This window comes from Enterobacter sp. UPMP2052, assembly GCF_053709675.1.
On sequence record NZ_JBSKJR010000001.1, the window covers coordinates 498,832 to 525,795 of the forward strand.

19 protein-coding genes, 2 tRNA genes and 1 pseudogene are annotated in these 26,964 nt (G+C 55.1%); 9 read left to right on the top strand and 13 right to left on the bottom strand.

Annotation, left to right across the window (positions count from 1 at the left end):
- Positions 1 to 46: 46 nt before the first annotated feature.
- Positions 47 to 1,363, bottom strand: a complete 1,317-nt coding sequence (gene shiA, locus ACWKX3_RS02235; protein WP_058610125.1) for a shikimate transporter — start codon at positions 1,361 to 1,363, stop codon at positions 47 to 49.
- A 253-nt stretch (positions 1,364 to 1,616) separates the two neighbouring features.
- Between shiA and pagP the strand changes: the two genes are divergently transcribed.
- The gene (gene pagP / locus ACWKX3_RS02240; RefSeq protein ID WP_058610126.1) at positions 1,617 to 2,192 is read left to right on the top strand and encodes a lipid IV(A) palmitoyltransferase PagP; all 576 of its coding nucleotides are present in this window, start codon (positions 1,617 to 1,619) and stop codon (positions 2,190 to 2,192) included.
- Here the strand turns inward: pagP and ACWKX3_RS02245 are convergent.
- The 3 genes from ACWKX3_RS02245 to ACWKX3_RS02255 are packed head-to-tail and all read right to left on the bottom strand — an operon-like array spanning position 2,189 to position 7,298.
- On the bottom strand, positions 2,189 to 3,112 hold the full coding sequence (locus ACWKX3_RS02245; RefSeq protein ID WP_187370424.1) for an acyltransferase: 924 nt from the start codon (positions 3,110 to 3,112) through the stop codon (positions 2,189 to 2,191). The two genes, pagP and ACWKX3_RS02245, sit on opposite strands and share 4 nt — an antisense overlap.
- Before the next feature lie 38 nt (positions 3,113 to 3,150).
- Positions 3,151 to 6,213 carry an efflux RND transporter permease subunit gene (locus tag ACWKX3_RS02250; protein WP_454541199.1) on the bottom strand — a complete coding sequence of 1,021 codons (3,063 nt, stop codon included), beginning with the start codon at positions 6,211 to 6,213 and terminating at the stop codon, positions 3,151 to 3,153.
- Positions 6,213 to 7,298: an efflux RND transporter periplasmic adaptor subunit gene (locus tag ACWKX3_RS02255; protein ID WP_400444578.1), complete on the bottom strand. Its 1,086-nt coding sequence runs from the start codon at positions 7,296 to 7,298 to the stop codon at positions 6,213 to 6,215. Before ACWKX3_RS02255 ends, ACWKX3_RS02250 begins: the two co-directional genes overlap by 1 nt.
- A gap of 562 nt (positions 7,299 to 7,860) precedes the next feature.
- Between ACWKX3_RS02255 and ACWKX3_RS02260 the strand changes: the two genes are divergently transcribed.
- Entirely contained in the window at positions 7,861 to 10,548 is a 2,688-nt protein-coding gene (locus tag ACWKX3_RS02260) for a cation-transporting P-type ATPase (protein WP_454541200.1), read from the top strand.
- Between the two features lie 103 nt (positions 10,549 to 10,651).
- On the top strand, positions 10,652 to 11,566 hold the full coding sequence (ldtA, locus tag ACWKX3_RS02265) for a L,D-transpeptidase (protein ID WP_454541201.1): 915 nt from the start codon (positions 10,652 to 10,654) through the stop codon (positions 11,564 to 11,566).
- Between the two features lie 111 nt (positions 11,567 to 11,677).
- On the opposite strand, the gene ACWKX3_RS02270 is transcribed toward ldtA, so the two are convergent.
- Positions 11,678 to 11,753 (bottom strand) — tRNA-Asn (locus tag ACWKX3_RS02270).
- Positions 11,754 to 12,073: 320 nt separating this feature from the next.
- Between ACWKX3_RS02270 and nac the strand changes: the two genes are divergently transcribed.
- The 4 genes from nac (at position 12,074) to ACWKX3_RS02290 (ending at position 16,043) form a co-directional block, all read left to right on the top strand.
- Entirely contained in the window at positions 12,074 to 12,991 is a 918-nt protein-coding gene (nac, locus tag ACWKX3_RS02275) for a nitrogen assimilation transcriptional regulator NAC (RefSeq protein ID WP_058610132.1), read from the top strand.
- 96 nt (positions 12,992 to 13,087) lie between these two features.
- The gene (cbl, locus tag ACWKX3_RS02280; protein ID WP_058610133.1) at positions 13,088 to 14,038 is read left to right on the top strand and encodes an HTH-type transcriptional regulator Cbl; all 951 of its coding nucleotides are present in this window, start codon (positions 13,088 to 13,090) and stop codon (positions 14,036 to 14,038) included.
- A 564-nt stretch (positions 14,039 to 14,602) separates the two neighbouring features.
- Positions 14,603 to 15,526: an HNH endonuclease signature motif containing protein gene (locus ACWKX3_RS02285; RefSeq protein WP_454541202.1), complete on the top strand. Its 924-nt coding sequence runs from the start codon at positions 14,603 to 14,605 to the stop codon at positions 15,524 to 15,526.
- 16 nt (positions 15,527 to 15,542) lie between these two features.
- On the top strand, positions 15,543 to 16,043 hold the full coding sequence (locus ACWKX3_RS02290) for a YrhA family protein (protein ID WP_006176246.1): 501 nt from the start codon (positions 15,543 to 15,545) through the stop codon (positions 16,041 to 16,043).
- 282 nt (positions 16,044 to 16,325) lie between these two features.
- On the opposite strand, the pseudogene ACWKX3_RS02295 reads toward ACWKX3_RS02290, so the two are convergent.
- The 3 genes and pseudogenes from ACWKX3_RS02295 to mtfA form a co-directional block, all read right to left on the bottom strand.
- Positions 16,326 to 16,427 (bottom strand): annotated as a pseudogene (locus ACWKX3_RS02295) (Arm DNA-binding domain-containing protein); the annotation flags it as partial.
- 165 nt (positions 16,428 to 16,592) lie between these two features.
- Positions 16,593 to 16,668, bottom strand: a tRNA-Asn gene (locus ACWKX3_RS02300).
- 100 nt (positions 16,669 to 16,768) lie between these two features.
- Positions 16,769 to 17,566 carry a DgsA anti-repressor MtfA gene (mtfA, locus tag ACWKX3_RS02305; RefSeq protein WP_006176245.1) on the bottom strand — a complete coding sequence of 266 codons (798 nt, stop codon included), beginning with the start codon at positions 17,564 to 17,566 and terminating at the stop codon, positions 16,769 to 16,771.
- A gap of 309 nt (positions 17,567 to 17,875) precedes the next feature.
- On the opposite strand from mtfA, the gene ACWKX3_RS02310 reads away from it, so the two are divergent.
- Positions 17,876 to 18,775 carry a LysR family transcriptional regulator gene (locus ACWKX3_RS02310; RefSeq protein ID WP_220710331.1) on the top strand — a complete coding sequence of 300 codons (900 nt, stop codon included), beginning with the start codon at positions 17,876 to 17,878 and terminating at the stop codon, positions 18,773 to 18,775.
- Here the strand turns inward: ACWKX3_RS02310 and ACWKX3_RS02315 are convergent.
- The 3 genes from ACWKX3_RS02315 to ACWKX3_RS02325 all read right to left on the bottom strand — a co-directional run bounded on the left by ACWKX3_RS02315 (position 18,750) and on the right by ACWKX3_RS02325 (position 22,432).
- The gene (locus ACWKX3_RS02315) at positions 18,750 to 19,538 is read right to left on the bottom strand and encodes a substrate-binding domain-containing protein (protein WP_220710330.1); all 789 of its coding nucleotides are present in this window, start codon (positions 19,536 to 19,538) and stop codon (positions 18,750 to 18,752) included. The two genes, ACWKX3_RS02310 and ACWKX3_RS02315, sit on opposite strands and share 26 nt — an antisense overlap.
- Positions 19,535 to 20,848 carry an MFS transporter gene (tcuC, locus tag ACWKX3_RS02320; protein WP_220710329.1) on the bottom strand — a complete coding sequence of 438 codons (1,314 nt, stop codon included), beginning with the start codon at positions 20,846 to 20,848 and terminating at the stop codon, positions 19,535 to 19,537. The genes ACWKX3_RS02315 and tcuC overlap by 4 nt, the downstream gene beginning before the upstream one ends.
- 285 nt (positions 20,849 to 21,133) lie before the next feature.
- Positions 21,134 to 22,432 (bottom strand): serine hydrolase domain-containing protein, encoded by a 1,299-nt coding sequence (locus ACWKX3_RS02325; protein WP_454541203.1) that lies wholly within the window; start codon positions 22,430 to 22,432, stop codon positions 21,134 to 21,136.
- Between the two features lie 106 nt (positions 22,433 to 22,538).
- On the opposite strand from ACWKX3_RS02325, the gene ACWKX3_RS02330 reads away from it, so the two are divergent.
- Positions 22,539 to 23,441: a LysR family transcriptional regulator gene (locus ACWKX3_RS02330; RefSeq protein WP_454541204.1), complete on the top strand. Its 903-nt coding sequence runs from the start codon at positions 22,539 to 22,541 to the stop codon at positions 23,439 to 23,441.
- 24 nt (positions 23,442 to 23,465) lie between these two features.
- Here ACWKX3_RS02330 and fumA read toward each other — a convergent pair whose 3' ends face one another.
- Both fumA and ACWKX3_RS02340 read right to left on the bottom strand, forming a co-directional pair.
- Positions 23,466 to 25,115, bottom strand: a complete 1,650-nt coding sequence (gene fumA, locus ACWKX3_RS02335; RefSeq protein ID WP_102890539.1) for a class I fumarate hydratase FumA — start codon at positions 25,113 to 25,115, stop codon at positions 23,466 to 23,468.
- A gap of 113 nt (positions 25,116 to 25,228) precedes the next feature.
- The gene (locus tag ACWKX3_RS02340; RefSeq protein ID WP_454541205.1) at positions 25,229 to 26,737 is read right to left on the bottom strand and encodes an anion permease; all 1,509 of its coding nucleotides are present in this window, start codon (positions 26,735 to 26,737) and stop codon (positions 25,229 to 25,231) included.
- Positions 26,738 to 26,964: the final 227 nt, after the last annotated feature.

Consider the following 26,964-nt stretch of genomic DNA (forward strand, 5'->3'; position numbering starts at 1 on the left):
TTGTGAAACAAAAGACAGCCATGCAGTTTAGGACAAACGCTGCTGATTAATGCGGCTTCGGCTCTTTCATCAGCAGTGCGGTGAGGGCCGAGAGCAAGCAGCCTGCCAGCAGATAGATCGCCACGCTGTGCCAGTTGCCGCCGGAGAAGGTCACCAGCGCGGCGGCTATAAACGGCGTGAATCCGCCGCCCACCACGCTCGCCACCTGATACCCCACGCCAGCGCCGCTGTAGCGATAGCTCGCGCCGAACAGTTCGGTAAACATCGGTTGCTGGACGCACACCACCATGTCGTGAGCAATGTTTGCCAGCATGATGGCGAAGAAGACAATCCAGAAGACGGATTGCGCCTCCAGGGCCATAAAGAACGGCCAGGCGCTAAGAGTGCCAACCAGCGCACCGGTGATGTAGACCCGTCGGCGCCCAAACCTGTCTGCCAGCCAGGCAAAGCAGGGGATAGTCAGACAGCTTATGCCGCCGACCAGCAGGCCGATATTCAGAAACAGCTCGCGCGGCAGGCCGAGGTTTTGCGTCGAATAGTTCAGGGCGAAGGCGGTCACGATATACATCGTCAGAAGTTCGCACAGCCGCAGGGCGATGATCTTCAAAAACGCCCCCGGATGCTGTATCAGCGCCTCCATCACCGGCAGCCGTTTTTTTGCCTCCGGCTTTTCGCGCCGCTGTTGTTCAAACTCGGCGGATTCTTCCATGCCGTTTCGAACCCACAGGGCGGCAATCACCAGCACAATGCTGAAGATAAACGGAATGCGCCAGCCCCAGCTCAGGAACTGTTCGTCGGTGGTGAGTTGGCTAATCAGCGACACCAGCCCGGTGGAGAGCAACAGGCCGACGCCATACCCCACCTGTACGCCGCTGCTGTAGAAGGCTTTGCGGTTTTTCGGCGCGCTTTCAACGGAGAGCAGCGCCGCGCCGCCCCATTCGCCGCCGACGGCAAAGCCCTGCACCGCGCGAAGCGTCACCAGCAGGACGGGTGCCCACCAGCCGATGGTGGCAAACGACGGCAAAATACCAATCAGCGCCGTGGCAATGCCCATCATCCACACGGTCAGCATCAGCATGCGTTTGCGCCCCAGACGGTCGCCAAAGTGGCCGAAGATCACGCCGCCGAGGGGGCGAAACAGGAAGCCGACACCAAAGGTTGCAAAGGCGGCGAGCGTGCCCATCGCCGGGCTTATCTGGGGGAAGAACTCGCGGTTAAACACCAGCGCGGCGGTGATGCCATAAAGCAGAAAGTCATACCAGTCGACGACGGCCCCGGCAAAGCTGCCCAGAGCGGCGCGGCGGGCGCGGTTAAGCGAAGGGGTCTCCTCGTCGGGACGATCGGAGATGAGGGTGGAGTCCATAGTTGTCCTGTCTGTACTGATTTTTAATTATTGGTATAAGAAAAGGTCACTCACATTGCCTCCGTCCTGTGACGGAACGTATGAGACTACCGCGACATGAAAGCGGAGAAAACGTTTTTATCTTTCCTGAAGGCTCTGAATAAGCAAATTTCATCTCACCGGGTGCTACATAAATCCGCGCGTTTGGCTGCGGTTATGAATGGATGGATTACAGTATTACTAACCCTGCGTGAATGATGCTGAGGAATTTACTATGCAACGCCTTTTTCCGGCACTCTGGATGGCCCTGTTTATCATCGCATTTCCCCTTCGAGCTGAACCCACCGTCTACGGTGAACAACGCATCAGCCGCTGGTGGGATGCCGTGACGGACGATATTTCCCAAACGTGGGAACAGCCAGAACGCTACGATCTCTATCTGCCGTTTCTGAGCTGGCACGCTCGCTTTATGTACGACAAGGAAAAAACCGACAAGTATAACGAAATGCCGTGGGGCGGTGGGCTGGGTATTTCCCGCTATAACGAGGAGGGCAACTGGAGCGCGCTCTTCGCCATGATGTTTAAAGATTCCCATAACGAGTGGCAACCCGCGATGGGCTATGGCTGGGAGAAGGGCTGGTATCTCGATAACGCCAAAGATTTTCGCCTGGGTCTGGGGGCGGCAGCAGGGATCACCGCGCGAGACGATTTTGCCAACTACGTGCCGCTGCCGTTTATCTTCCCGCTATTCTCGGCGGGCTATAAGCGCGCCACCGTCCAGTTCACCTACATTCCCGGCACCTACAATAACGGTAACGTGCTGTTCGCCTGGCTGCGCCTGGGCTTCTAAAGCGTAATGACCTTTTTCGCCACCGGGTTCGCCAGAACCAGCAGGGAAAAGAGCACGGAGGTGATAAAGGTCAGCACTATCAGCATCAGTTTTGTGCTGAGCGATGTCACCGGTATCAGCGCCGTGAGCAGATGAAAAACGGAATAGTGCAGAATATACACCCCGGTCATCGTTTTGCTGATCGCGGCGAGAATAGCCTCTTTAAATTCGACGTTGCGACGAAAACGCACGCCGTTAGCCGCAATCACCAGCGCGACAATCAGGATATAGATCTGCGAGCCGGTCAGAATAAAAGCGTTTCTGTCCGCTTTGAACAGCGCAAAAAAGAAGTGCCGCTCATAAAACCAGGTGAACAGGTAAATAAACGGGATCGCCACAAGCGCTGCTCTGACCACGTTTCTGCGGGCGATCCACGCGGCGATCTGCGGATCGCAAAACAGCTGCCCCGTCAGATAAAAGAGCAGCCACGTCCACAGGCGATACTGGGGAGAGAGCGAGAAGACATGGATTTGTGGGTACAGCACTGACAGTAAATCGTACCCGTAGGAAAAGAGCAGCAGGCCTGCGATAAGGGTGCAAAAAAGCGTCCGACGCTGGCTTAACCACTCTATCACCGGGTGGAAGGTATAGATGACAATGAACGCAAAGACGAACCATGGCTGAATTAAATAGCCGCGCTGATAGGGTTCCCACAGGTAATAAAGGGTTACCCAGAACAGAAACACCGTGACCAGACTTTTGATTTTATCCAGCTGCCAGCGGGGGCCGTGTCGGGATTGCCCGTCAAGATAGCCCGCGACCACAAAGAAAAGCGGCGTGGCGATGGTCGATATAAAGGTCAAAAACCCGAGGATCCAGTGATAGTCATAGTCGTAGCGATCCCAGGTATTGTAGATAGTGAAGAACGTCACCGCCGTCATACACCCCAGCGTTTTAATGATATTCAGTCCTGTGGCATTCATTGTTGTTCAGCTTTGTCCTTACGATGGAAACACGCATAAATTACCGGGAGAACCAGCAGCGTCAGGATTGTAGCAAATCCCAGTCCAAACATAATGACAACAGCCATGCTCTGGAAGAAAACATCCAGAAGTAGCGGAGCCAGCCCGAGCACGGTGGTGAAGGCGGTCAACAAAATTGGGCGCAGACGCGAGGTGGCCGCATACATAATGGCATCATGCTGATTTTTCAGCCCCTTCTGCTGCTCAATCTCTTCGACCAGCACAATGCCGTTGCGGATCAACATCCCGCTCAGGCTCAGCAGGCCAATCAGCGCCATAAAGCCAAACGGGATCCCGGTGATTAAAAAACCGGGGGTGACGCCAATAAGGGCCAGCGGCACGGTCAGCCAGATAGCCACGGCATTTTTCACCGAGCTGAACATCAGCACGGTTATCACAAACATCACCAGGTATCCCAGCGGCAGGGTGGTAAACACCCCTTGCTGTGCTTCGCTGGCGTTCTCCGCGTCTCCGCCCCACTCAATGCTGTAGCCTGCGGGAAGGGGGAGGGCGTCGATTTTCGGCTGCACGCGGGCAAGGATGTCGCCGGACGTTTGTTGGCTCTGCGGGGTCGGGTCGGTCTGCACGGTGAGCACGCGCATGCGGTCGCGGCGCAGGATCAGCGGATCTTCCCACTCCAGCGCAAATCCGCTTACCACGTTGCTCAGCGGGATGTACTGCTGACGGGTCTGGCTCCACACCAGCACATTATTAAGATGATTCGCGTCCTGACGTTCACTCTCCGGCGGCCGGACGATCACCGGCAGCAGGTCGCTGCCTTCCCGGTACAGCCCCGCGCGGCTGCCGGAGAAGTTCATCTCCAGCGCGTTATCGACATCCTGTTTATCCACGCCCAGTTCACGGCCAAGGGCAGGCACATACTGGGGACGGATCACTTTGCTGCGGTTCTGCCAGTCGTTTCTGACGCTGTCGGTGGCCGGGTCGCGGCTGAGGATATCGTCAACCTGGCTGGCAATCAGACGGAGCCTGTCCGGGTCTGGCCCTTTGATACGCACCTCAATTGCACTGTCGCCGGAGGGACCAAACGCCACGCGTTTCGTGCTGGCATTGACCTGGGGATAATTTCGCGCGATGTACTCCTCAACGTGACGCGTCAGCGGCGCGATGCTGCGCCGATCGTCCATCCTGACCATGATTTGCGCGTAGTTGCTGTACTGGCGCTGCCCGCTGTAGGTCAGGATGAAACGCATACTCCCCTGCCCAATGGTGGAGACGGTGGTTTCCACGCCCGGCTGGTCGTTGAGGGTTTTTTCGATATCGCTGGTCATTTTTTCGGTCCAGTTAATATCGGTACCGTAGGGTAACCAGAGGTCGACAAAGAAAATCGGGGTATTGGACGACGGAAAGAAGTTCTGGCGTACCGAGCCAAACCCCCAGATAGCCGCCGCCAGCAGCGCGGCCATCACGATAAGCGTGGGCGCTTTGCGCCGTAACAGGGCGTTGAGCAGACGCTGGTAAAGCCGGTAAAACGCTTTGTCGTAGGGATCGGCCGCCTGCGTTTTTTCCGGCGCGCTGTCGTGTTTGAACAACCACCACGTGATCAGTACCGGCGTGATGGTGAGTGCGGAAAACCAGCTCAGCATCAGCGAAATGAGCAGCACCTGGAACAGCGATTTGCAGTATTCACCGGTGGAGTCCTGCGACAGGCCAATCGGTGCAAAAGCCAGAATGGCGATCACCGTCGCTCCCAGCAGGGGGAGGGCCGAGCGGCGGATAATGTAGTTAATCGCCGTTAACAGCGGGGAGCCCTGCTGCCGGGCGATCAGGACCCCTTCAACAATCACGATGGCGTTATCCACCAGCATGCTAAGGGCAATAATCAGCGCCCCGAGCGAGATACGCTGCAGCTCAATGCCCCACAGGTACATGATAAGCAGGGTGCCCAGCACGTTGAGCGCCAGGGAGAAGGCGATGATAATCCCGCTGCGCACGCCCATAAAAATCAGCAGCACCCCGATGACAATCGCCAGCGCCATCAGGAAGTTCACAATAAACCCGTTAACCGAATGGCCGACTTCCGCCGCCTGATCGTAAAAGAGATCGAGATGGATACCCGCGGGTTTTTCTGCCGACATCCGCTCCAGCTTCGCTTCCAGCGCGTGACCGACGTCAATGACGTTTACGCCAGGGATAAAGGAGACGCCCATGGTGACGGCTTTTCGGCCATTAGCATGGTAAATGCTGGCCGGGGATTCATTCAGCCCGCGCGACAGCGTGGCGATGTCGCGCAGACGCGTCGCGGCTCCCGTGCCGGACGGGGTGACGATCAGGTCGGCCAGCTCGTCGATATTCTCAAACTCACCTGTAGGATGCAGGCGGATGGACTCGGTGCCTGCGGTGATTTCACCGGCGCTGGAAACCACGTTAAGCCGGCTGAGCAGGGCAGAAAGCTGGTTCAGCGTAATGCCGCGTGCCGCCATTTTGGTCAACGAGATATCAATGTTGATCTGCGGGCTAATCACCCCGCCGATGGCGACCTTGCCGACACCGGGCACCAGCACCAGCTCGCGGCGAAGCTGCTCGGCATACTGCACCAGTTCCGGGTTGCTGAACGCATCTCCGGAAATGGCAAAGAAGAAGCCGAAGACATCGCCGAAATCATCGTTGACGAACGGAGTCACTACGCCTGGCGGAAACTGCCGCGCGGCGTCACCCACGCGGCGGCGCAGCTCATCCCAGATTTGCGGAAGCTCGCTCGAGTGGTAGCGCGACGCAATATTGACGGTAATTTGGGACAGTCCGTTCGATGAGATTGAGCTGACGTTATCGAGATAGGGGAGTTGCTGAAGCGCATTTTCCAGCGGCAGTGTCACCTCTTCTTCGACCTGCTGGGCCGATGCGCCGGGGTAATGGGTGATCACCACCGCGGTTTTAATGGTGAATGCGGGGTCTTCCAGCCGACCAATGTTCAGCAGGGCGAAAATCCCCCCCACGCCCAGCAGGAGTATCGTCAGCCAGACGCGAATAGGGTTATTGATAAACTGGCGTGAGATATCCATTACAGCCCCCGCTCACGCGTCCAGATGCGTACCGGCTGCCCGGCGTGAAGTTCATTTACGCCTGCCGTGACCACACGCTCACCCGCAGTGAGACCGCTGACGATTGCAACGCCTTCGTTACCGACCTGCCCGACGCTGACCTTTCGGTCCTCCAGATGCAGGTCATCGCCTTTGCCCGCCACCACCCAGACGTGCGGCTCGTTGCGCGGGCTGTTGTCCGGGTTAAAGACTGCTTCAACCGGCACCACCAGCACGCTGTCACCCGCCCCGGCGGGCAAATTCGCCAGGTTGACGGTTACCGTTCCGCTCACGCCGCCGACGGCAGGAAAGTCGGCCGGGCGCGGCATGGTGAGTATCACCTGCCAGGTGAGCGTATTGCTGTCGCTGCTTCCCGAATGTTCTTTATAAACGGCGGTAAATTCCCGGTCAGGGAAGGCGTTAATTTTAACGATGGGCTGATACCGGGCGTTGCGCATATCCAGCGCCTTAAACAGGTTTTCCGGGATGCTAAAGACGACATCCAGCAGATCGCTGCGGGTTAACGTCGCAATGGGCTGGCCCGCTGAAACGACCTGATGGTTACGCACGTGGACGCTCGCTACCGTGCCGCTGAACGGGGCGACAAGCGTCATCTGGTTCAGCTCTTCCCGGGCAATCTGGAGCGCGGCATTTGCCGAATCGCGGTTTGCGCGCTGAACGTCCATCTCGGCTTTTGAAATCGCCTGACGGCCTGCCAGCGTCTGAAAGCGGTCAAACTGGCGTTGCGCCAGTGTAGCTGCCGCCTGCCTGTCGTTCAGGCGCTGCCGGGCGTCGCGGGCATTAAGCCTGGCAAGCTGCTGGCCCTGCTTGATGGTCGCGCCCTGGCGAATGTCCAGGGCTTCTATTTGTCCCGGGCGTTTGAAGGCGAGGTCGGTTGCGTCACCGGATTCAATCCGTGCCGGGAAAACGCGCTGGCGGGCAGTGCCTGCTGCTTTCACCTCGGTAACTTTCACCATGCGGGGCAGCGGCGTATTTTCCTCAGCCTTGCGATCGCAGGCCGCGAGCGTGAAAATCACCCACGGCAATAAAAAGAGGTAGCGGTTCACGGTATTCCCCTAATAAATAATTGTTTTATTTATTCCCTCGCCATAACCGGGGCAACGCTATTCTGCGAAAGTCGACACCACAATATAGGTGAATAAACCGATCGCGGTGCTGGCAATAATGGCGAGCGCAATATAAAAACCAAGACGAATCAGGCTATAACCGAACATTCTCTTCTCCATGGGCCGGGAAAAGGCGATAGCGTCAATGAAACCAACGCAATGGATGCACTCACTGAGCATAGACGCAGATAAAACAAATGTTAAATAACCGACTTCGGTGGGCCGGGCGCGTGTTGAGCCCCGCAGGGCTGAGGGGGTGAATGCGCAAAGCAACATCATGATAATTCATAAAATTAACAATCAAAGGTTAATTCTGATATTCCTGTGCTACGTTTTATACATTCCCTCCTGATTCATATGCTGGCGTTTGGGGTAATAAAACAAACACGGAAGCTTGCTATGTATAACCCTGTCCCGAGTTTCCCGTGCGTCTGTTTCTTTTATTTATCGGTTAATTGCATGAGTACCAAGGTGATTTCTGAAAGAACCTGAGGAAGGAACAATGAAAACAGAGAAACCTGGCCGTCCGTTTTATCAGCAAAGCGTTGAAGAGTCGCTGGCTGCAAACCATTCCACGGTGGATGGACTGAGCAGTACCGAGGCAGCCGCCCGACTACAGCAATACGGTGAGAACGCCTTACCGCAAAAACCGGGTAAGCCTGCCTGGCTGCGCTTTCTGGCCCATTTCAACGACGTCCTAATTTATGTTCTGCTGGTGGCCGCGCTGCTTAAGCTGATCATGGGCCACTGGGTTGATATGTTCGTGATCCTCGGGGTCGCCATCATTAACGCCCTGATTGGTCATATCCAGGAAAGTAATGCCGAAAAATCGCTGCAAAGCATTCGCAATATGCTCTCCAGTGAAGCCGTGGTAATACGGCAGGGCAACCATGAAACCATCCCCACCACGGCGCTGGTGCCCGGCGATATCGTGGTGATCCGCGCCGGGGATCGCATTCCTGCCGATCTGCGCGTGATTGAGGCCCATAACCTGCGCGTCGAAGAGGCGATTCTCACCGGGGAATCCACCGTTGTTGAAAAGAACACCGACGCGTTGAGCGGCGAACTGCCGCTCGGCGACCGCTATAACTTGCTTTACTCCGGCACCACCGTGAGCGCCGGCGGCGGAAAAGGGCTGGTGGTCGCGACCGGGGGCGAGACCGAGCTCGGTCACATCAACCAGATGATGTCGGACATCGAAAAACACCGCACGCCGCTGATGGTGCAGATGGACAAGCTCGGTAAAACCATCTTTATCACCATCCTGGTGATGATGGTGGTGCTGTTTGTCTTCAGCCTCCTGTTCCGCGACATGCCGGTTTCTGAGCTGGTGCTGTCGTTGATAAGCCTTGCGGTGGCGGCGGTGCCCGAAGGGCTGCCGGCCATTATCTCTATTATCCTTTCGCTTGGCGTACAGGCGATGGCCCGCCGGAAGGCGATTATTCGTAAACTGCCTACCGTCGAAACACTGGGCGCAATGACGGTGATCTGCTCGGATAAAACCGGCACCCTGACCATGAACGAAATGACGGTCAAAGCGGTGATCACCGCCGAGACGACCTACCGCGTGGAGGGAGACAGCTACGAGCCGGTAGGCAATATTCATCCGATTGACGACCCAACGCCCGTCACCGTCACCCCTGGCTCGCTGCTGGAGCGCTATCTGCGCACCATCGATCTGTGTAACGACAGCCAGCTGATGAAGGATGAGCAGGGCCTGTGGAAAATCACCGGCGGGCCGACCGAAGGTGCGCTGAAGGTGCTGGCGGCGAAAATACCGCTCCCGGCGCTGGATACGGAAATGCGCAGTAAAATCCCGTTCGATTCGCAATACAAATACATGTCCACGCTGTACCGCCTGGGCGATGAAGAGGCGATCCTCATTACCGGTGCGCCAGACGTGCTGTTCCGCCTCTGCCAGTATCAGCAGACGGAGACCGGGCTGCAGCCGTTCGATCAACCCTACTGGGAAGGGAAGATTGAAGAATACGCCCGTGAGGGGCTGCGCATGGTGGCTGCCGCCTGGAAGCCCGCCGCCGACGGCCAGCGCGAGCTGGATCATGCAGATTTACAGGACGGAGTTATCCTGCTCGGGATTGCCGGCATGATGGATCCCCCGCGGCCGGAAGCGATTACCGCCATTGCCGACTGCCTGCAGGCCGGAATTCGGGTGAAGATGATCACCGGCGATCACCCGCAAACGGCGATGAGCATTGGCCAGATGCTGGGGATCGGCAATGCCGCCAGCGCTATTACAGGACGCGAACTGGAGGCGATGGACGATCCGCAGCTGAGCGAAGCCGCGCAAAAATACGATATCTTCGCGCGAACCAGCCCGGAAGATAAATTCCGCCTGGTGCAGGCGCTGCAAAGCCGACAGGAAGTGGTGGGGATGACCGGAGACGGCGTGAACGATGCTCCGGCGCTGAAGCGCGCTGACGTCGGTATCGCCATGGGGATCAAAGGCACCGAGGTGACCAAGGAGGCGGCCGACATGGTGTTAACGGATGATAACTTTGCCACCATCGCCAGAGCGGTGCACGAGGGGCGGCGAGTTTATGACAACCTGAAAAAGACCATTTTGTTCATCATCCCGAGCAACATTGCCCAGGCGTTACTGATCATCATTGCGCTGCTGGCGGGCAACCTGATCCCGTTAACGCCGGTGCTGATCCTGTGGATGAACATGGCGACGTCGGCCACTCTGTCGTTTGGCCTGGCATTTGAAGCGGGTGAGCGGGACATCATGAACCGGCCACCGCGCAAGTCTAACCTGCACGTTATGGACGGTTTCGCCATCTGGCGCGTGGTGTTTGTCGGGCTGATGATTGCCATCAGCGCCTTCGTGCTGGAGGCCTGGCTGCAGCCGCGCGGCTACTCGCCGGAGTTTATCCGCACCGTGCTGCTGCAAATGCTGGTGACCGCGCAGTGGTTCTACATGCTGAACTGCCGCGTAACGGATGGTTTCTCGCTGAGCAAAGGGCTGCTGGCGAACAAGGGGATCTGGATTGTGAGCGCTGTGCTGCTGATCCTCCAATTGCTGATCATCTATGCGCCGTTTATGCAAATGCTGTTCGGCACCGAGGCGCTGCCGTTCCGTTACTGGGTCATTACCTTCCTGATTGGTTTCGCAATGTTCCTGATCGTTGAAGTGGAAAAACCGTTGACCCGCAGATGGCGCAAAAAGTAAGGCAACATTGAGAAAAGCCTTTATAACAGCAGGCTTTTCTCACGAAATGGCTGGCAGGGGTTATAGTTACTCTGTGCTCAACATCGTTAATTATAGGGACATTATGATCCGAACCCGCTTGCTGGCGTTAGCGCTGGCCGCCGTGACCCAAAGTGCATGGGCTGTAACTTATCCGCTTCCGCCTGAGGGCAGCCGCCTGGTTGGCGCGCCGATAACCATCACCGTGCCGGAAGGGAACACCCTGCCGCTGGAAGCCTTTGCCGCGCAGTATGGGCAAGGGTTGAGCAACATGCTTGAAGCCAACCCGGGTGTCGATCCCTTTTTGCCTAAAGCAGGAACGCAACTCGTGGTGCCGCAACAGCTGATCCTGCCCTCCACCGTGCGGGAGGGCATTGTGGTGAACGTGGCGGAAATGCGCCTCTACTATTACCCGCCGGGTAGCAATACCGTGGAGGTACTGCCGATCGGGATCGGTCAGGCCGGACGTGAAACCCCGCGTAACTGGGTTACTGCCGTGGAGCGCAAGCAGGATGGGCCAACCTGGACGCCTACGCCAAACACGCGCCGCGAATACGCAAAAGAGGGGAAAACCCTGCCGGCGTTTGTGCCTGCCGGGCCGGATAACCCCATGGGCCTCTACGCCATCTATATTGGCAGGCTGTACGCCATTCACGGCACTAACTCGAATTTTGGTATCGGGCTGCGCGTAAGCCAGGGCTGTATTCGTCTGCGAAACGCGGATATCAAATATCTTTTCGATAACGTCCCGGTCGGCACGCGCGTCGAACTTATCGATCGCCCGGTTAAAATGTCCACGGAGCCGGACGGCAGCCGCTGGGTAGAAGTCCACGAGCCGCTGTCGCGTAACCGTGCCGAGTTTGAATCGACAAAGAAAGTGCCACTGCCCATTTCCGCCACGCAGCGAACGCAGCTGATAAACGAGGGGGCGGGCGCTGAACTGGAACGTCGGTCAGGGATGCCGGTTAAGGTCGGCAACGGAGGCATTGTCGCCGGGTGACGGCTGCGGTCCAATGAAATTTGTCGGTCGGGTAAGGCGAAGCCGCCACCCGACAATGTAACCGAGCGCAGAAAAGCAAAAAGCCTGCTTTAAAAGCAGGCTTTTTAAATTTGGCTCCTCTGACTGGACTCGAACCAGTGACATACGGATTAACAGTCCGCCGTTCTACCGACTGAACTACAGAGGAATCGTGTGAACGGGGCGCATATTATCGACGTCGGCTGTGGTTGTCAAAGGGTGTATCAGACGATTTTGTTCGTTTGCTGACAAATTCAGCAAAGTGGTGCTTTTGGCAACGCTTTGCACCGTCATTGTGCAGATATACCCCTTATGGGGCAGATCATAAACCGCTGTTTCACTCATAAAGTCACCAGCGATGATTAGATTTCCTTATTTTCAGGGCGTTAGGCATGGATCTACTCAGGTTTAAAAAGTGGCATTCATATTGCAATACCTGTTCAACACTCGAAGCCGTTAAAGGCACAGTTATTTGTTACAGGGGGCAATATGAATTTCAGACGACTCAAATACTTCGTAAAAATCGTCGATATCGGCAGCCTGACTCAGGCAGCGGAAGTGTTGCATATTGCGCAGCCCGCGCTGAGCCAGCAGGTTGCCACGCTTGAAGGGGAGCTGGATCAACAGTTGCTGATCCGCACCAAGCGCGGCGTGACGCCAACCGAAGCCGGGAAAATTCTTTATACCCATGCCCGCACCATTTTGCGCCAGTGCGAACAGGCGCAGCTGGCGGTCAATAACGTCGGCCAGACGCTGAGCGGCACGGTCTCTATCGGCCTTGCACCGGGGACCGCCGCATCATCCATTACCATGCCGCTGCTGCAGGCGGTACGTGCCGAGCTGCCCGACGTGCTGGTTTACCTGCATGAGAACAGCGGTTCCGTGCTGAATGATAAACTGCTCAACGGGCAGCTGGACATGGCGGTGCTGTACGACCGCTCGCCCATCGCCGGGATCACCAGCCAGCCGCTGCTGAAAGAAGATCTCTATCTGGTCGGTACGCGCGACTGTCCGGGTCAAAGCGTTGACCTGACGGCCGTCGCCGAGATGAACCTGTTCCTGCCGCGTGATTACAGCGCCGTGCGCGTGCGGGTGGACGAAGCGTTTTCCCTGCGTCGCCTGACGGCCAAAATCATCGGCGAGATCGACTCTATCTCCACGCTGACCGCCGCGATTGCCAGCGGGATGGGGGTCACCGTGCTGCCGGAGTCTGCGGCACGCTCGCTGTGCAGCGCGGCAAACGGCTGGATGGCGCGGATCACCACGCCGTCCATGAGCTTACCGCTGTCGCTCAATATGTCTGCACGCGGCTCGCTCACGCCGCAGGCGCAGGCGGTGAAAGAGATCCTGATGTCGCTGGTAAGCAAACCATCGCTGGAGAACCGCGAGCTGCAGCTGGTCAGCTGATATTCCATAAAAGCATAAGTTGCTGGTTTTTATTATTTGTTCTGTAGCCCCGCTGACTCTAACAATAGCGTTATGTCAGACAGGCCGGAGCGAAACGTGAATTTCCAGCAACTTAAAATTATCCGTGAGGCGGCCAGGCGGGACTACAACCTGACCGAGGTCGCCAACATGCTGTATACCTCCCAGTCGGGCGTCAGTCGCCATATTCGCGAGCTGGAAGAAGAGCTGGGTATTGAGATTTTCATACGTCGCGGCAAGCGTCTGCTCGGGATGACCGAGCCGGGAAAAGCGCTGCTGGCCATTGCGGAGCGGATCCTCAACGAAGCCAGCAACGTTCGCCGTCTTGCGGACCTCTTTACCAACGATGCTTCCGGCGTGCTCACCATCGCGACGACCCACACCCAGGCGCGTTACAGCCTGCCGCCGGTCATTAAAGCCTTCCGTGAACTCTTCCCGGATGTGCGGCTGGAGCTGATCCAGGGAACGCCGCAGGAGATCGACGTGCTGTTGCAAAACGGCGGGGCGGATATCGGTATCGCCAGTGAACGCCTCAGTACCGACCCGCTGCTGGTGGCTTTCCCGTGGTTCCGCTGGCACCACAGTCTGCTTCTGCCGGACGATCACCCCCTCAACCAGGTGTCACCGCTTACGCTTGACGATATCGTTAAGTGGCCGCTGATCACCTACCGCCAGGGCATTACCGGGCGTTCACGTATCGATGAAGCCTTTAGCCGCAAGGGGCTGACGCCGGATGTGGTCCTCAGCGCGCAGGATTCCGACGTGATTAAAACCTACGTTGAGCTTGGGCTGGGCATTGGTCTGGTGGCGGAACAGTCGGGCGGTGAGCGCGAGGAGGGCAATCTTGTGCGGCTTGATACCCGCCATCTGTTCGATGCCAATACCGTATGGCTGGGTCTCAAGCGCGGGCAACTGCAGCGCAACTACGTATGGCGGTTTATCGAACTGTGTAATGCCGGGCTGTCGGTGGATGAGATTAAGCGCCACGTGATGGAGCCAGAAGACGTGGCGATTGATTATCAGATTTGAACTGCGACGACGGATAAGCGAGAAGCCTGCAGATGATGAGATGCAGGCATTGGATACACACTAGTTTGATAATCAGATAAGAGCATTAGCAAATAAGCAAGTTTTTCAGCACCCAAAAGATAAAGCCAAAAGCACCGATAGAAGAAAGAAAACATCTAAAACCGCATACGAGAAGAATTGAAAGTAAGTTATTATGCCTTTCCACCTACCAGTTACTTCCCGCTTGTGGCGACATTACATATGCAGATAATAAATGTCTTAGTTACGCGCATTCACAATCTAAATAATTGACCGCATAGCGAGCAATGCTAACATAACCCCTTAGCATTGTGAGGGATCTACATGCACGATTTCAGATTATTGATGGTATGGGATGCAGCAAAAGAGCTTAGCCCGGAAGATTTCCAATACATACTGAGGCCAGAAGTAGCTTTTGAAAGAGCAAGAATTTACTACGATCTTGATTCTGACAACTACTCTCACTTTAGCCTCCAACAAATGCCAAAGCGGAAGAGCGGATTTATCTCCCCCTTTTCAACTAAGTATGATCGCTAACGTAAGGGTATGTATGACGGTGCTTATGATCATACACAGCATAATATAGATATCGGCTGGTTTATTGGAATAGAGGAATGTGAACAATGGGATTACTTTAAGCATCCATTCTATTTTGATGAGAAAGGTGATCTTATCTATGATTGCTTTATGAGTCATTGGCATGAATGGTTTGAGATGGAAGTTAGAGGTGCTTACCGAAAGTGTTTAGACAGCCATCAGGGAAGGAAACCAGCACCAACACAAAAGATTCATTATTCAGATGCTCCTATAAAACACGCTCAAGCCGCCAAAACGATTAACAGTGAAGCAGCAGGACGTTTGTTAGCTGCTGGCGGTGTTTATAATGGAAACATTGAAGGATTCAGGAAAACGGCAGAGCAATTAGACGGTGACGCTGTTGAGGGTTATGACCAGGTATTAAATGAAAAAACAGCAGGTACAGTGATAGCAGCGGCTTCAATCCTTTTTGCTAAAAGACCTAATACTAAACTATTTGAAGATATGAATAGTTATTTAGGAAAGTTAAGAGGTGAAATTAAGTTGCTTGATGGATTAGAAATTAAGCAAATTAACTATATTAAGCGCGATCCTGCTGAAGCAGCAGCTTTAAGACGCGAGTTTAATTGCTCTATCAGGAAGAGATTCCTTAAAGATATAGCTGGTACACCGGAAGCTGCAAGCAAGTTTAATCCGACCGATTTATTGCGTATGTCAGAAGGTGGTGTACCTGGCGGTTGGAGCGTTCACCACAAGTTACCGTTAGATGATGGTGGTACTAACGCTTTTGATAACCTGTCATTGATTGAAAATGAACCATTCCATAAAGTGCTTACCAATATGCAATCATCCGTAACAAGAGATATGATAGCAGGTGAGAGCAAAGTAACACCGTGGGCTGTGCCAACTGGTTCAATTTATCCGCTAAAATAATTATTAGGAATTAAAAATGAGTAATAATATTAGTGAAATTCTGAATGATTTAAAAAGCAAAATGACTAATTGGAATTATCCAATAGAGGAGCCTATCACAGACCAATACATAGAGAGTATAACCAGGCGAAAATCAACTTCTAGCTTAAGCCCAATGCTTGAAAAGCTAGGTGATGAAGTTTGTCTATTATTCGTAAATCAGCCTGATTATGTTACTTTCTTAGAAACAATGGATGGATTTGAATTTGATGGGCTGATCTTGTTTAGTCTATCCATACCAGAGCCATTAGTAAGAAACTTGTTTGTGATGAATGATTTTTACAGGAATAATAATGATTACATCAATCCTGATTTAAGTGAGCGATTAGTTATTGGCAATGACAGCATTTCTGTATTTACCTACGACAGTAAAACAAATCTGTTTGAAATTAGAGATAATGTAGGTACTGAAAATGTCTTTGGTTCATTTTCGAACTTTACAGATTTTCTATCAGAAATATTAGATACAGTAGCTTAAATTACGGAGGGGCTAGAATGCCCCATTTTATTTATTAATTTTGTAGCTAAGGAGTCGTTTTGTTAATCACAAAGAATGAACCAGATGAGTTCGGTACGTTAGCAGATCAATTCATTATAAACAGCGATCATGTGTCGTTAGCTACGCTCGTTGAGAGGTTTACTAAACAGGATTTCGAGTTCCCACATCCAATATACGAAGCACATTATCTATATTGCTTAGGTAACTATTATTCCGATTCTCTTTTCCATCGATGCGGTACTTGATGTACCAGAGCTTTTAGCCGTTGGGTTTGATCAGCAGGTACAGTCCTGAACTGTCTGCCAGTTTGAAGGATTTATGAGAGGGTATGATCTTGCGGATGGCGGTATCAGTGAGTGACATAGCGGGGGGCTCCGTTCGTTCAACGAACCGTGAGGCCCCCGATTAAGCCCCCAAAAACTATGGGTATCAAGAAACCCAGTAATCCTTTGCAGGACAACCGGTTAAAAATAACTTCTTGTTTTTTAAACGTCTCCGGACTCGCTGGGATGTCCTGAAACTAAAATTTGGCTCCTCTGACTGGACTCGAACCAGTGACATACGGATTAACAGTCCGCCGTTCTACCGACTGAACTACAGAGGAATCGTGTGAACGAGGCGCATGTTAATGGCCTCGCTAAAATGTGTCAACACTAAATTTAAGGTGCTGATTCAATTGATTAATTAAGCTGCAAACTGCTGTTTTAGTGAACGTGCGCGGTGGCATACTCGCCGCTGTCGCCATTCTTACGTAAACGCTGAAGCGGGTCCTGCTGGTAGAACTGGCAAAAACGCTGCCACAACGCCGGGAAGCGGGGTGCGAACAGCTCCGGCGCGCTAAAGAAATATTCCGACAGAACCGCAAAACATTCGGCTGGATCGGTAGCAGCATAGGCGTCGATGCTCGCGGCGCTTTCACCGACAAGATCAATTTCATCCTGAATGTTGTCCATGGCCGCATGCAGATCGTGCTCCCATCCGGCCACTTCGCGCAGCGGGATGAGCGGCACGCCGCTGGCGCGATCGCCGTTGCGGGTATCAAGCTTGTGCGCCACTTCATGGATAATCAGGTTGAAGCCGGAGGCATCAAACGAATCCTGAATATCCAGCCAGTTGAGCACAATAGGCCCCTGTTGCCAGCTCTGCCCGGACTGCACAACGCGCTGGCTGTGCACCAGACCGATGTCATCTTCCCATTCGTCATCCACCACGAACGGGGCAGGGTAGATAAGCACTTCGTGAAAGCCGTCCAGCCATTCAATGCCGAGCGCCAAAACGGGCAGGCAGAACAGCAGGGCAATACGCGTATTTTTAAGGGGATCGAGTTCGAAACCCTGTAACGGAACCAGACGTTTTTGCTGCAGAAAACGGTCCGCCAGTTGAATCAGCACTCGCTGTTCATCCGGCTCGAGGTTAGCCAGAACCGGGATCGCCAGCGCCTCTTCCCATGGCTGTGCCATATTTCGACCAGCGTCATTCGATTTCCAGGGCCACTTAATCATCGCTTTGCTCGCAAACTCGTCACGTGAACAAAATTGAAAGGTCAGGCTAACATGCCAAAGAACCCGGCATGAAAGCAACTACAAAACGTTGAGATGTCGGAATGGCAGAAAAGGCCAGCCTCTCTGCCATTATTCAACCACTTATCCCGTTTCCTTTCAGTGACAAAACTCCCATTGATAAAACCCCGCTGAAGACCGGGCTTGAGATAACTCGCTGCCCTGAGCGTCAGGTTGAAACGTTAAGGGACTGTTAAAATGTGCGTCTACCCGTCATGATGACCGTCAACAAAACGGAGAAATGTCGATACTATGCCCGTAAATTTTGACCTTAACGATCTTTATGCTTTCAGAGCGTTAGTGGAATACGGCAACTTTCGGGTTGCTGCTGAATCTATCTGTTTGTCCCCGTCAGCACTGAGCCGCAGGATTGAAAAACTGGAGGCGGCGCTGGGAACAAAGCTGTTTGACCGGACCACCCGCCACGTGGCTCTGACGTTGTACGGGCAGAACTTTGCTGAACGCTCAGCGCAGTTGCTTGATAACGTTGAGTCCATGCTGGCGGATATCGATAAAGTGAGCGAAGAGCGCACCGGGCTGGTTACCGTCGCTACGGTACCGTCTGCAGCCTGTTACTTTATGCCGGATGTTATACGTCGTTTTCAGTCCCGCTACCCGCGTGTCCGGATTAAGCTCATCGACAGCAGCGCAGGGAATGTCCTTGACGCTGTTGCCCGTAGCCAGGCGGATTTCGGGATCTGTTTCGCCGGGAGTTTGCCCTCTGAAATAGAGTTTTTCCCGCTTGTGGAAGATAGCTATGTCGCCGCATGCAGGCGCGATGACCCTCTGGCAAAAAAAACGCACCTGACATGGCAGGCGTTTTATGAGCAGGACTATATCATCCTCGACAAAACGTCAGGTAACCGTAACCTGCTCGACCGGTTGTTGGGGGACAGGGTTCCTGCGCGTCCCAGCGTCTGCGAAACGCGCCATGTGACCACGATGCTCGGCATGGTAGAGGCGGGGATCGGCATTGCTGCCGTTCCCGCCATGTCGATGCCAACGTCAGAGCACTCGCTGTTGACATCTGTCCCGCTGGTGGCGCCGGAAGTGAAACGCACTGTGGGGCTTATCCGACGCCGGGGGCGCATCCAGTCTTACATTGCGGCTGAACTGGAAAAACACATTACTGAGCAGTACCGCGGGACGTGACGGGGCTCAATCCCGTGTCGCGGATCACGGCACTGGACTGTGTCGATGAAAGGTAACTCAGCAGCGCTTTCCCTTCGCCAGGATGGTCGGCGTGGCGGGTCACGGCGCCAGCAAAGCGGGTGATGTATTGCAGGTTGTCCGGGAGTTTGCCGATAAACGTAACCCCCGGAACCGGCAACAGTTCGCTGACCTGCTGGAAACCCACCGCGTATTTCCCTTTCGCCACTTCTTCGGCGACGGGGGTGCGCTCAACCTTCGTTGCTTTACCCATCACCTCTTTTTCAATCCCCAGCGTTTTGAACAGCTTCTGGCTGACGTATCTGCCGCTGGCGCTGTCGGAGTAGGCGATAGATCCGGCCTGAAGCAGCGTGTGGCGAAGTTTCGCCTCATTACCGATATCCGGGACGTCAGCGCCTTTTTTTACCACCATACCGACAGGGGAGTCAGCAAGTTCCGTGCGTGAGCCAGGCTGAGTCAGGTTGTCCTTTTCGAGCGTTGCCAGCGCATCGCCCACCATGATTACCACGTCGGCTTTTTCCCCGCGCGCAAGTCGGTTAGGAATTGCCTGCGGAGTCGTCCCCATAGACGGGCCGGGAACGAGCACAATGTTATCTCCGGTCTGGCGTTCATATTCCGGTGCCAGCTTTTCAAGGGCGGCTTTAAAACCGCCTGAGATCATGACCGTCACCTCTTTTGCGGAGGCGCAGAAGCTCAGGGCGGTCATTATCAACGCGCTGGTGGTCAGTCGAGGGATCGGTCTCATGCCGCCCCCTCTGATTTCACGGTATTTTGCAGCGTCACTGCACGACGACGATACAGGTAGAGTGTGGCCAGCAGGGCACACACTGCGGCGAAACTCATCCAGTATCCGGGAGAGGCTTTATCCCCGGTATATTCAATCAGCGCGGTAGACATCACCGGGGTGAATCCCCCAAATACCGCCGTTGCAAGACTGTAGGCCAGAGAGAACCCCGCCACCCGAACTTCAGAAGGCATGATCTCCGTGAGTGCCGGGATCATCGCACCATTGTAAAGGCCATAGAGGAAAGAGAGCCACAGCAGGACGCTTAGCATCATTGAGAAGCTCGGTGCCTGCGCCAGCAGCGTCAGCGCCGGGTAGCTTGTCGCCAGTGCCAGCAGCGTCATGGCGATAAGCACCGGTTTACGCCCAAAGCGGTCCGACAGCGCTCCGCCCACCGGCAGCCAGATAAAGTTAGAAATTGCCACCAGAAGCGTGACCAGCAGGCTGTCCGAGGCGCTGAGCATCAGTACTTTTTTCCCGAAAGTCGGCGCGTAAACGGTGATCAGATAAAAGGCCGTAGTGGTCATCGCCACCATCAGCATGCCGGCAATGACCACCTGCCAGTTACCGAGCAGGGTTCTAAAGACCTGATGCATCTCCAGATGATGGCGGCGCGCGCTGAACTCCTCTGTCTCCTCCAGCTTGCGGCGCAGGAAAAAGATAAAGGGTACGATTAAACAGCCGACCAGGAACGGAATACGCCAGCCCCATTCACGAATGGCGCTCTCTGCCATTAGCGCGTTCAGGGCAAACCCCATGGCTGCCGCAACCATAATCGCGACCTGCTGGCTGCCGGACTGCCAGCTGGTGTAGAAACCTTTGCGGCCGGGTGTGGCAATTTCAGCCAGATAGACCGACACGCCACCCAGCTCCGCTCCGGCAGAAAACCCCTGCAATAGTCGGCCTGACAGCACCAGTAACGGTGCCCACAGACCTATGCTGTGATAAGACGGAATAAGCACGATCAGGAAGGTTCCCGCCGCCATAATCGACAGGGTCACGATCAATCCTTTTCTTCGTCCAACCTTGTCGATATAGGCACCCAGTACGATTGCCCCGATGGGACGCATTAAAAAACCCGCGCCGAAGACGGCGAACGTCATCATCAGGGAAGCAAATTCACTGCTCGCCGGGAAAAAGGTATGCGCGATGTAGGTCGCATAAAAGCCGAAGAGAAAGAAGTCGAATTGCTCGAGAAAGTTGCCGGACGTAACGCGAAATATCGCGCCTGCTTTCGTGCGAAGGGCTGCAGGTGAGGTTGAGGAAAACATGGTTATCTCCAGTTTATTGTTGACGTTTTGCTCGTCTGTTTCTGAAAACTGGATCAACTACCCCAAATTTATAAGCGCAATTAATACAAGGACTGATGCATTTGACGCATCAATGGTGAAGAGCCGATCGGGAGGGATTGTCGTAACAACAACTTAACAATTAATTGATTTTTTATTCACCAATTTGGGCGCGCCCCTGATAATGCTGTTTTGTGACATCGCGCAGAGGCGACATGGGCAGCAAAGAAGACAAAAGCCAGGCGATGCCTGACTTTTTACCATAACTTATCGCAATGCGTTGGCAATCGCACTGAACATCAGGGATGCCTCAAGCGGCTGCGCGCTGAACGACGGTTCCGCCTGCGGCCAGGTTGACCATTGAACGATCACCAGATTCTCCGTTGGGTTCACCATGATCATCTGACCGAAGATCCCCAGCGCCCACAGAGAGCCTTTCAGTGAATCCTGAACCGCAGAGCTGACGTGTTGGGCATTGGCGGGAACCTCATTGTTCCACCACTGGTAGCCGTAAAGGCCGTCTGGATGGGCGTCAGATACCGAGCCTTTCGCGTGCGTCCAGTCGGACGAGTGCTGAACCCAGTTGTCCGGCAGGATCTGTTTGCCGTCTGGCAGGGTGCCGTTGTGCAGGATAAACTCCCCGAAGCGACCCCAGTCTTCCAGCGTGGCGTTAAAGCCATGCGCGCCGACGTCGTGCTGGCCCTTACTGTAGGCGTGCCACACGCCGTCGCTCGCCATGCCGTATGGTTGCCAGATGCTTTTCTCGAGGTACGCCGCCAGCGTCATGCCGGTGGCGCGCTCAAGGACATCCCCCAGCAGCCATGCGCCGCCGGATGAGTAAGACCAGTTTTCCCCGGCAGGGTGTTCACGATGTAAACCGGAGACCAGCTTACGCACGCAGTCATAGGTGCCAGGTTTGGCTTCGCATTCGGTGAGCTGGGCGAAATCCGATTTCGGGTTGGTGTAATCCTCGTTCCACGCCACGCCGGAGGTATGGGTGATCAGCTGTTTTAACGTCACGCCGTCCCAGGCGGTGCCTTTTAAATCCGGTTCGTACTGCGTAACAAGATCGTCGAGCGAGTGGATCTTGCCTTCTTTAATCGCCACGCCTACCAGCGCCGAAACGACCGATTTCCCTACAGAACGAGACGTCCAGAGCGTGGAGTCGGTATTGCCTTCACCCAGATATTTCCACGCCACTTTGCCGTCTTTCAGCACCAGCATACCGCTGACGTTCTGGCGCTTAAGGTAATCCTGAAGATTGTAGGTTTTGCCATTCACCTGATAGCTGGCGTCTTTCAGCGGTTTTTCTGCGGCCAGCAGCGGGGTGGCATTACCGTGACGGAACACGTCGCCCGCGTAGTTGCGGTAGTCATTGCGAAAGCCGACAACGCGATCGCTTTGGCTCCAGGTGAGCATGCTATGCGTGTCAGGCAGTTTTGCGTCAAACGGGGCCGGACAGGTCGCCAGGTCGGTGCCTTCACAGGCCGCCATGGCGACAGGAGAGAGCAGGCTGGTGAAGACAAGGCCCGCGAGCAGTGTGAAATTTAACGATTTATTTTTCATGGTTTTCTCGTATGGGTTAAGAATGCCTTCAGTTTAAGAACCTGCGGCCTATAATAAAAAGCGCGTAATGGGGGAAAATCCCCCGTATTTTTGATAAGGATGCAACGTGGCGACGTTACTCTATTCCTTTGCTCAACTGGAGGCGTTCACCGCCGTGGCGGAGCACGGGAGCCTGATGAAGGCGGCGGGCAAACTGGGTAAAGACCGGACGACCCTGCGCGATCTGATTGATTTTCTCGAAGATGGGCTGGGCTACACGCTCTTCGAGCGGGAAGGGCGCACGCTGCGGTTAACCCCGGAAGGGGAGCAACTCCGACGGCAGGCGCACCTGCTGATGCGCCAGGTAAAAGCCTTTGAGGCCTTTGCGAAAGAGGTGCCTGAAAGCGCCACGCAGGAAATTTCCCTTGTCTACGATCCCTTTACGCCCAGGGCGTTTTTGCAGGCACTGATAGGCGTGATGGCCGGGCAAAACGTCCGGTTGAGCCTGAAGAGTGCCTCGCGGGATGAGGCCGAGGCGATGCTGGCCAGCGGCCAGGCCGATCTGGGGATCTGCCAGGCGCGCAACCGCAGCGTGGGCAGTGACATGGAGTGGCGCGCTCTGGGCGCAATCGATATGGATTTCTATGCCTCGAAGGGGCGTTTTGCGTCGGCCTCGCCGCCGCTTTCGCTGCTTGACCTCTCTCTTGTGCCGCAGATCGTGATGCACGACGCCTCTGACGAACCGGTGGCACGTCGCCTGCAAATCTCCGGGCATACGATTTTTACCAATGAACTGGAGATGCTTCGCGGCCTGCTGGAGCAGGGATGCGGCTGGGGATTTTTGCCGACGCACCTGCAGGCGACACAGTGGAAAAACGTCAAAAGGCTGCACACCGAAGTGGGCAGCCAGGGAATCAGCCAGACGATGGTCACCATCTGGAAACCGGGCAGCGACAAGCGCGGGACTATTGATCGTACGCTGTCGCTGCTGCCGACGCTGTGGCAAAAAAGCATGCGCCAGGCCGGGTAAGCGCGGCGCTACCCGGCATTATGCTCAGCGCTGTGAACAACCTTTGCACTGTTGGTTCTGGATCTGCTGGAAGAAGTCGTTGCCTTTGTCATCCACAAGGATAAACGCCGGGAAGTTCTCGACCTCAATTTTCCAGATAGCCTCCATACCCAGTTCAGGATACGCCACGCACTCCAGGCTTTTGATGCTGTTTTGCGCCAGCACCGCCGCCGGGCCGCCGATGCTGCCCAGGTAGAACCCGCCGTGCTGGTGGCAGGCATCCGTCACCTGCTGGCTGCGGTTGCCTTTCGCCAGCATGATCATGCTCGCGCCGTGGGATTGCAGTAAATCCACATACGAGTCCATACGGCCTGCGGTCGTTGGTCCAAGCGAGCCTGACGCGTAGCCTTCCGGCGTTTTGGCCGGGCCCGCGTAGTAGATCGGGTGATCTTTCACGTACTGCGGCAGTTCTTCACCGTTGTCGAGCAGCTCTTTCAGCTTCGCGTGGGCGATGTCGCGCGCCACAATAATGGTACCGCTCAGCGACAGGCGGGTTGAAACCGGATGAGCCGAGAGCTGCGCGAGGATCTCAGCCATCGGCTTGTTCAGATCGATGCTGACCACGTCGCCTTCACCCTGCTGGCGCAGCGATTCAGGAATATACTGGCCCGGATTATGTTCCAGCTTCTCGATCCAAATCCCGTCGCGGTTGATTTTCGCCTTGATGTTGCGATCTGCCGAACAGGAAACGCCCATGCCGATCGGGCAGGATGCGCCGTGGCGCGGCAGGCGGATCACGCGGATATCGTGGGCGAAGTATTTCCCGCCGAACTGCGCGCCAAGGCCGAGGTTTTGGGCTTCCTGAAGCAGTTCCTGTTCAAGCTGAACGTCGCGGAACGCCTGACCGTGCGCGTTCCCTTCGACAGGCAGACCGTCGTAGTAGCGGGTTGAGGCCAGTTTGACGGTTTTCAGCGTGCTTTCCGCCGACGTGCCGCCAATCACGAACGCAATGTGGTAAGGCGGGCAGGCCGCCGTGCCCAGGGTCCGCATTTTCTCAACCAGGTAGTTTTTCAGCTTCGCCGGGGTAATCAGCGCCTTGGTTTCCTGATAAAGGTAGGTTTTGTTGGCTGAACCGCCGCCTTTCGCCATGCACAGGAATTTATACTCGTCGCCATCGACGCTATACAGATCGATCTGCGCTGGCAGGTTAGTGCCGGTGTTGACCTCCTGATACATATCCAGCGCCGCGTTCTGGGAATAGCGCAGGTTATCCTCGATGTAGGTGTTGTAGACGCCCTGGCTCAGCGCGGCTTCATCGCCGCCTCCGGTCCACACGCGCTGGCCTTTTTTCCCCATGATGATGGCGGTGCCGGTGTCCTGACAGGTTGGCAGCACGCCTTTGGCCGCGATTTCAGAATTGCGCAGGAACTGCAGGGCGACGTATTTGTCGTTTTCGCTGGCCTCAGGGTCGTTAAGAATGGCCGCGACCTGCCGCTGGTGCGACGGACGCAGCATGAACGCGGCATCGTGGAAGGCGTGTTGCGCCAGCAGCGTAAGCGCCTGCGGCTCAACTTTCAGGATCTCCTGACCCTCAAAGTCGGCCACGGAGACATACTCTTTGGTCAGCAGATAGTATTCGGTGTCGTCGTGAGACAGCGGGAAGGGGTTTTGGTACACAAAGGGCTTATTCGACATACTCAACTCCAAAATCTGTTTTTGACTGATGGCGCTTCGCTTATCAGGCCTACAACATCAAAGCATGATGAGAACGGATAGGCCCGGTATGCTTGCGCCACCGGGCATTGTTCTTAGAACATCATGGACATCCACGGATAACCAATCAGCAGCAGGGCCGCCAGGAAGATGGCACCGAAGATGGTGCCCAGACGCCAGTAGTCTTTGGTTGGCAGGTAGCCGCTACCGTAGTAAATCGGGCTTGGGCCCGTACCGTATGGGGTAATGATCCCCATCACGCCCAGGGAGGTGACCATCAGCAGGACAAACACTTCCATATTCATGCCCGGGATGGTGGAGGCGATAGTCAGCATTGCAGGCAGCAGCGCCGTGGTATGGGCGGTGGTGCTGGCAAACAGATAGTGCAGCAGGTAGAACGCCAGCAGCAGAACGATGGTCGCCACGCCCGGTGAAATACCGCTCATCAGCATGCCGCCTTCTTTGCCCAGCCAGCTGATAAAGCCGGTAGAGGAGAGGCCATCTGCCAGCGCCACCAGGGTAGCGAACCAGACGAAGGTGTTCCATGCCGCTTTGTTGCCGGTGATGTCGTTCCACTCCAGCACGCCTGTCCACAGCATCAGGCCGACGATTAACAGAGCCGCCATAGCCGGTTCAATCCACGCCGCCGCGAAGATCCACATCATCAGCGCACAGCAGACGAACACCAGCAGCAGGATTTCGTTGCGCGACAGTTTGCCCAGTTTTTCCAGTTCACGGGTCGCCCACAGCGGCACTTCGTTGTTCACTTTCACTTCTGGCGGGTAGAACCAGTAGGCCAGCAGCGGCATGGTCAGGATCAGCAGGATACCCAGCGGCAGGAAGGCGAGGAACCAGGACCCCCAGGAGATATCAATACCCACCGTACTTTTCACCAGGGCCAGTGCCAGCAGGTTGGGTGCCAGCGCGGAAAGGAACATGGAACTGGTGATACAGGCCGCAGTAATGGCAACCCACATCAGGTACGAGCCGATCTTGCGCGCGCTCGGGTCGTTTGGTTTTGAACCATACAGCGGTGGCAGGTTAGCGATAATCGGGTAGATGGTCCCGCCGCTGCGCGCGGTATTGGACGGCGTGAACGGGGCCAGCAGCAGGTCTGCGAAGGTAATGGCGTAACCGAGCGTCAGGCTGCGGCGGCCAAGATACTTCACCAGAATCAGCGCCAGACGGCGGCCAAAGCGGGTTTTGTCGTAGCCCGCGGCGAACATAAAGGCGCCGAAAATCAGCCACACGGTAGAGTTACCAAACCCGCTCACCGCCCACTTAAAGGAGGCACCCGCCAGTTTGAATTTCGGGTCCGCCAGCTGTTCCGGACTGAACAGTACCCACTGGCTGCATAGCGCAATCGCCACTACGCCAGTCAGGCCAATAACCGCGCCCGGCAGGGGCTCGAAGATTAACCCGACAATCACGCCGACGAAGATGGCGAAGTAGTGCCAGGCATAAGGAGGCAACCCGTCAGGGACGGGAACAAACAGCAGAAGTATGGCGACCACGATCGGCAGCGCCATCATCAGCAGACGTTTTGCCTTTCCGTCAGATGCTTTACTCGCCGCAGGAGGCGTTACAGCAGTTTTTGTATTCATAGTGTCACGTCTTAAGTTGTAAAAAATTCGGCTCAGGGTGAATACACACTTCCGCGCTCTTTTCGTGGTTCGCTTTTTTTTAGTTATTTAAGGTGCGGTTTGTCTATTCAGTAATAGCGATTTAACGCATTTCTGAATGCGCTAAATTAAAAAATGATGATATTTATATATTGCGCCTTTAGAGTCCAATTCTATTGATCGCGATCAAATAAATGGAATTGAGGGAG

What these genes read in the sequence shown, in the direction of transcription:
- shiA (WP_058610125.1), bottom strand. Translation starts at nt 1,363, where the DNA reads ATGGACTCCACCCTCATCTCCGATCGTCCCGACGAGGAGACCCCTTCG.
- pagP (WP_058610126.1), top strand. Translation starts at nt 1,617, where the DNA reads ATGCAACGCCTTTTTCCGGCACTCTGGATGGCCCTGTTTATCATCGCA.
- ACWKX3_RS02245 (WP_187370424.1), bottom strand. Translation starts at nt 3,112, where the DNA reads ATGACGGCGGTGACGTTCTTCACTATCTACAATACCTGGGATCGCTAC.
- ACWKX3_RS02250 (WP_454541199.1), bottom strand. Translation starts at nt 6,213, where the DNA reads ATGGATATCTCACGCCAGTTTATCAATAACCCTATTCGCGTCTGGCTG.
- ACWKX3_RS02260 (WP_454541200.1), top strand. Translation starts at nt 7,861, where the DNA reads ATGAAAACAGAGAAACCTGGCCGTCCGTTTTATCAGCAAAGCGTTGAA.
- ldtA (WP_454541201.1), top strand. Translation starts at nt 10,652, where the DNA reads ATGATCCGAACCCGCTTGCTGGCGTTAGCGCTGGCCGCCGTGACCCAA.
- nac (WP_058610132.1), top strand. Translation starts at nt 12,074, where the DNA reads ATGAATTTCAGACGACTCAAATACTTCGTAAAAATCGTCGATATCGGC.
- ACWKX3_RS02285 (WP_454541202.1), top strand. Translation starts at nt 14,603, where the DNA reads ATGTATGACGGTGCTTATGATCATACACAGCATAATATAGATATCGGC.
- ACWKX3_RS02290 (WP_006176246.1), top strand. Translation starts at nt 15,543, where the DNA reads ATGAGTAATAATATTAGTGAAATTCTGAATGATTTAAAAAGCAAAATG.
- mtfA (WP_006176245.1), bottom strand. Translation starts at nt 17,566, where the DNA reads ATGATTAAGTGGCCCTGGAAATCGAATGACGCTGGTCGAAATATGGCA.
- ACWKX3_RS02310 (WP_220710331.1), top strand. Translation starts at nt 17,876, where the DNA reads ATGCCCGTAAATTTTGACCTTAACGATCTTTATGCTTTCAGAGCGTTA.
- ACWKX3_RS02315 (WP_220710330.1), bottom strand. Translation starts at nt 19,538, where the DNA reads ATGAGACCGATCCCTCGACTGACCACCAGCGCGTTGATAATGACCGCC.
- tcuC (WP_220710329.1), bottom strand. Translation starts at nt 20,848, where the DNA reads ATGTTTTCCTCAACCTCACCTGCAGCCCTTCGCACGAAAGCAGGCGCG.
- ACWKX3_RS02325 (WP_454541203.1), bottom strand. Translation starts at nt 22,432, where the DNA reads ATGAAAAATAAATCGTTAAATTTCACACTGCTCGCGGGCCTTGTCTTC.
- fumA (WP_102890539.1), bottom strand. Translation starts at nt 25,115, where the DNA reads ATGTCGAATAAGCCCTTTGTGTACCAAAACCCCTTCCCGCTGTCTCAC.
- ACWKX3_RS02340 (WP_454541205.1), bottom strand. Translation starts at nt 26,737, where the DNA reads ATGAATACAAAAACTGCTGTAACGCCTCCTGCGGCGAGTAAAGCATCT.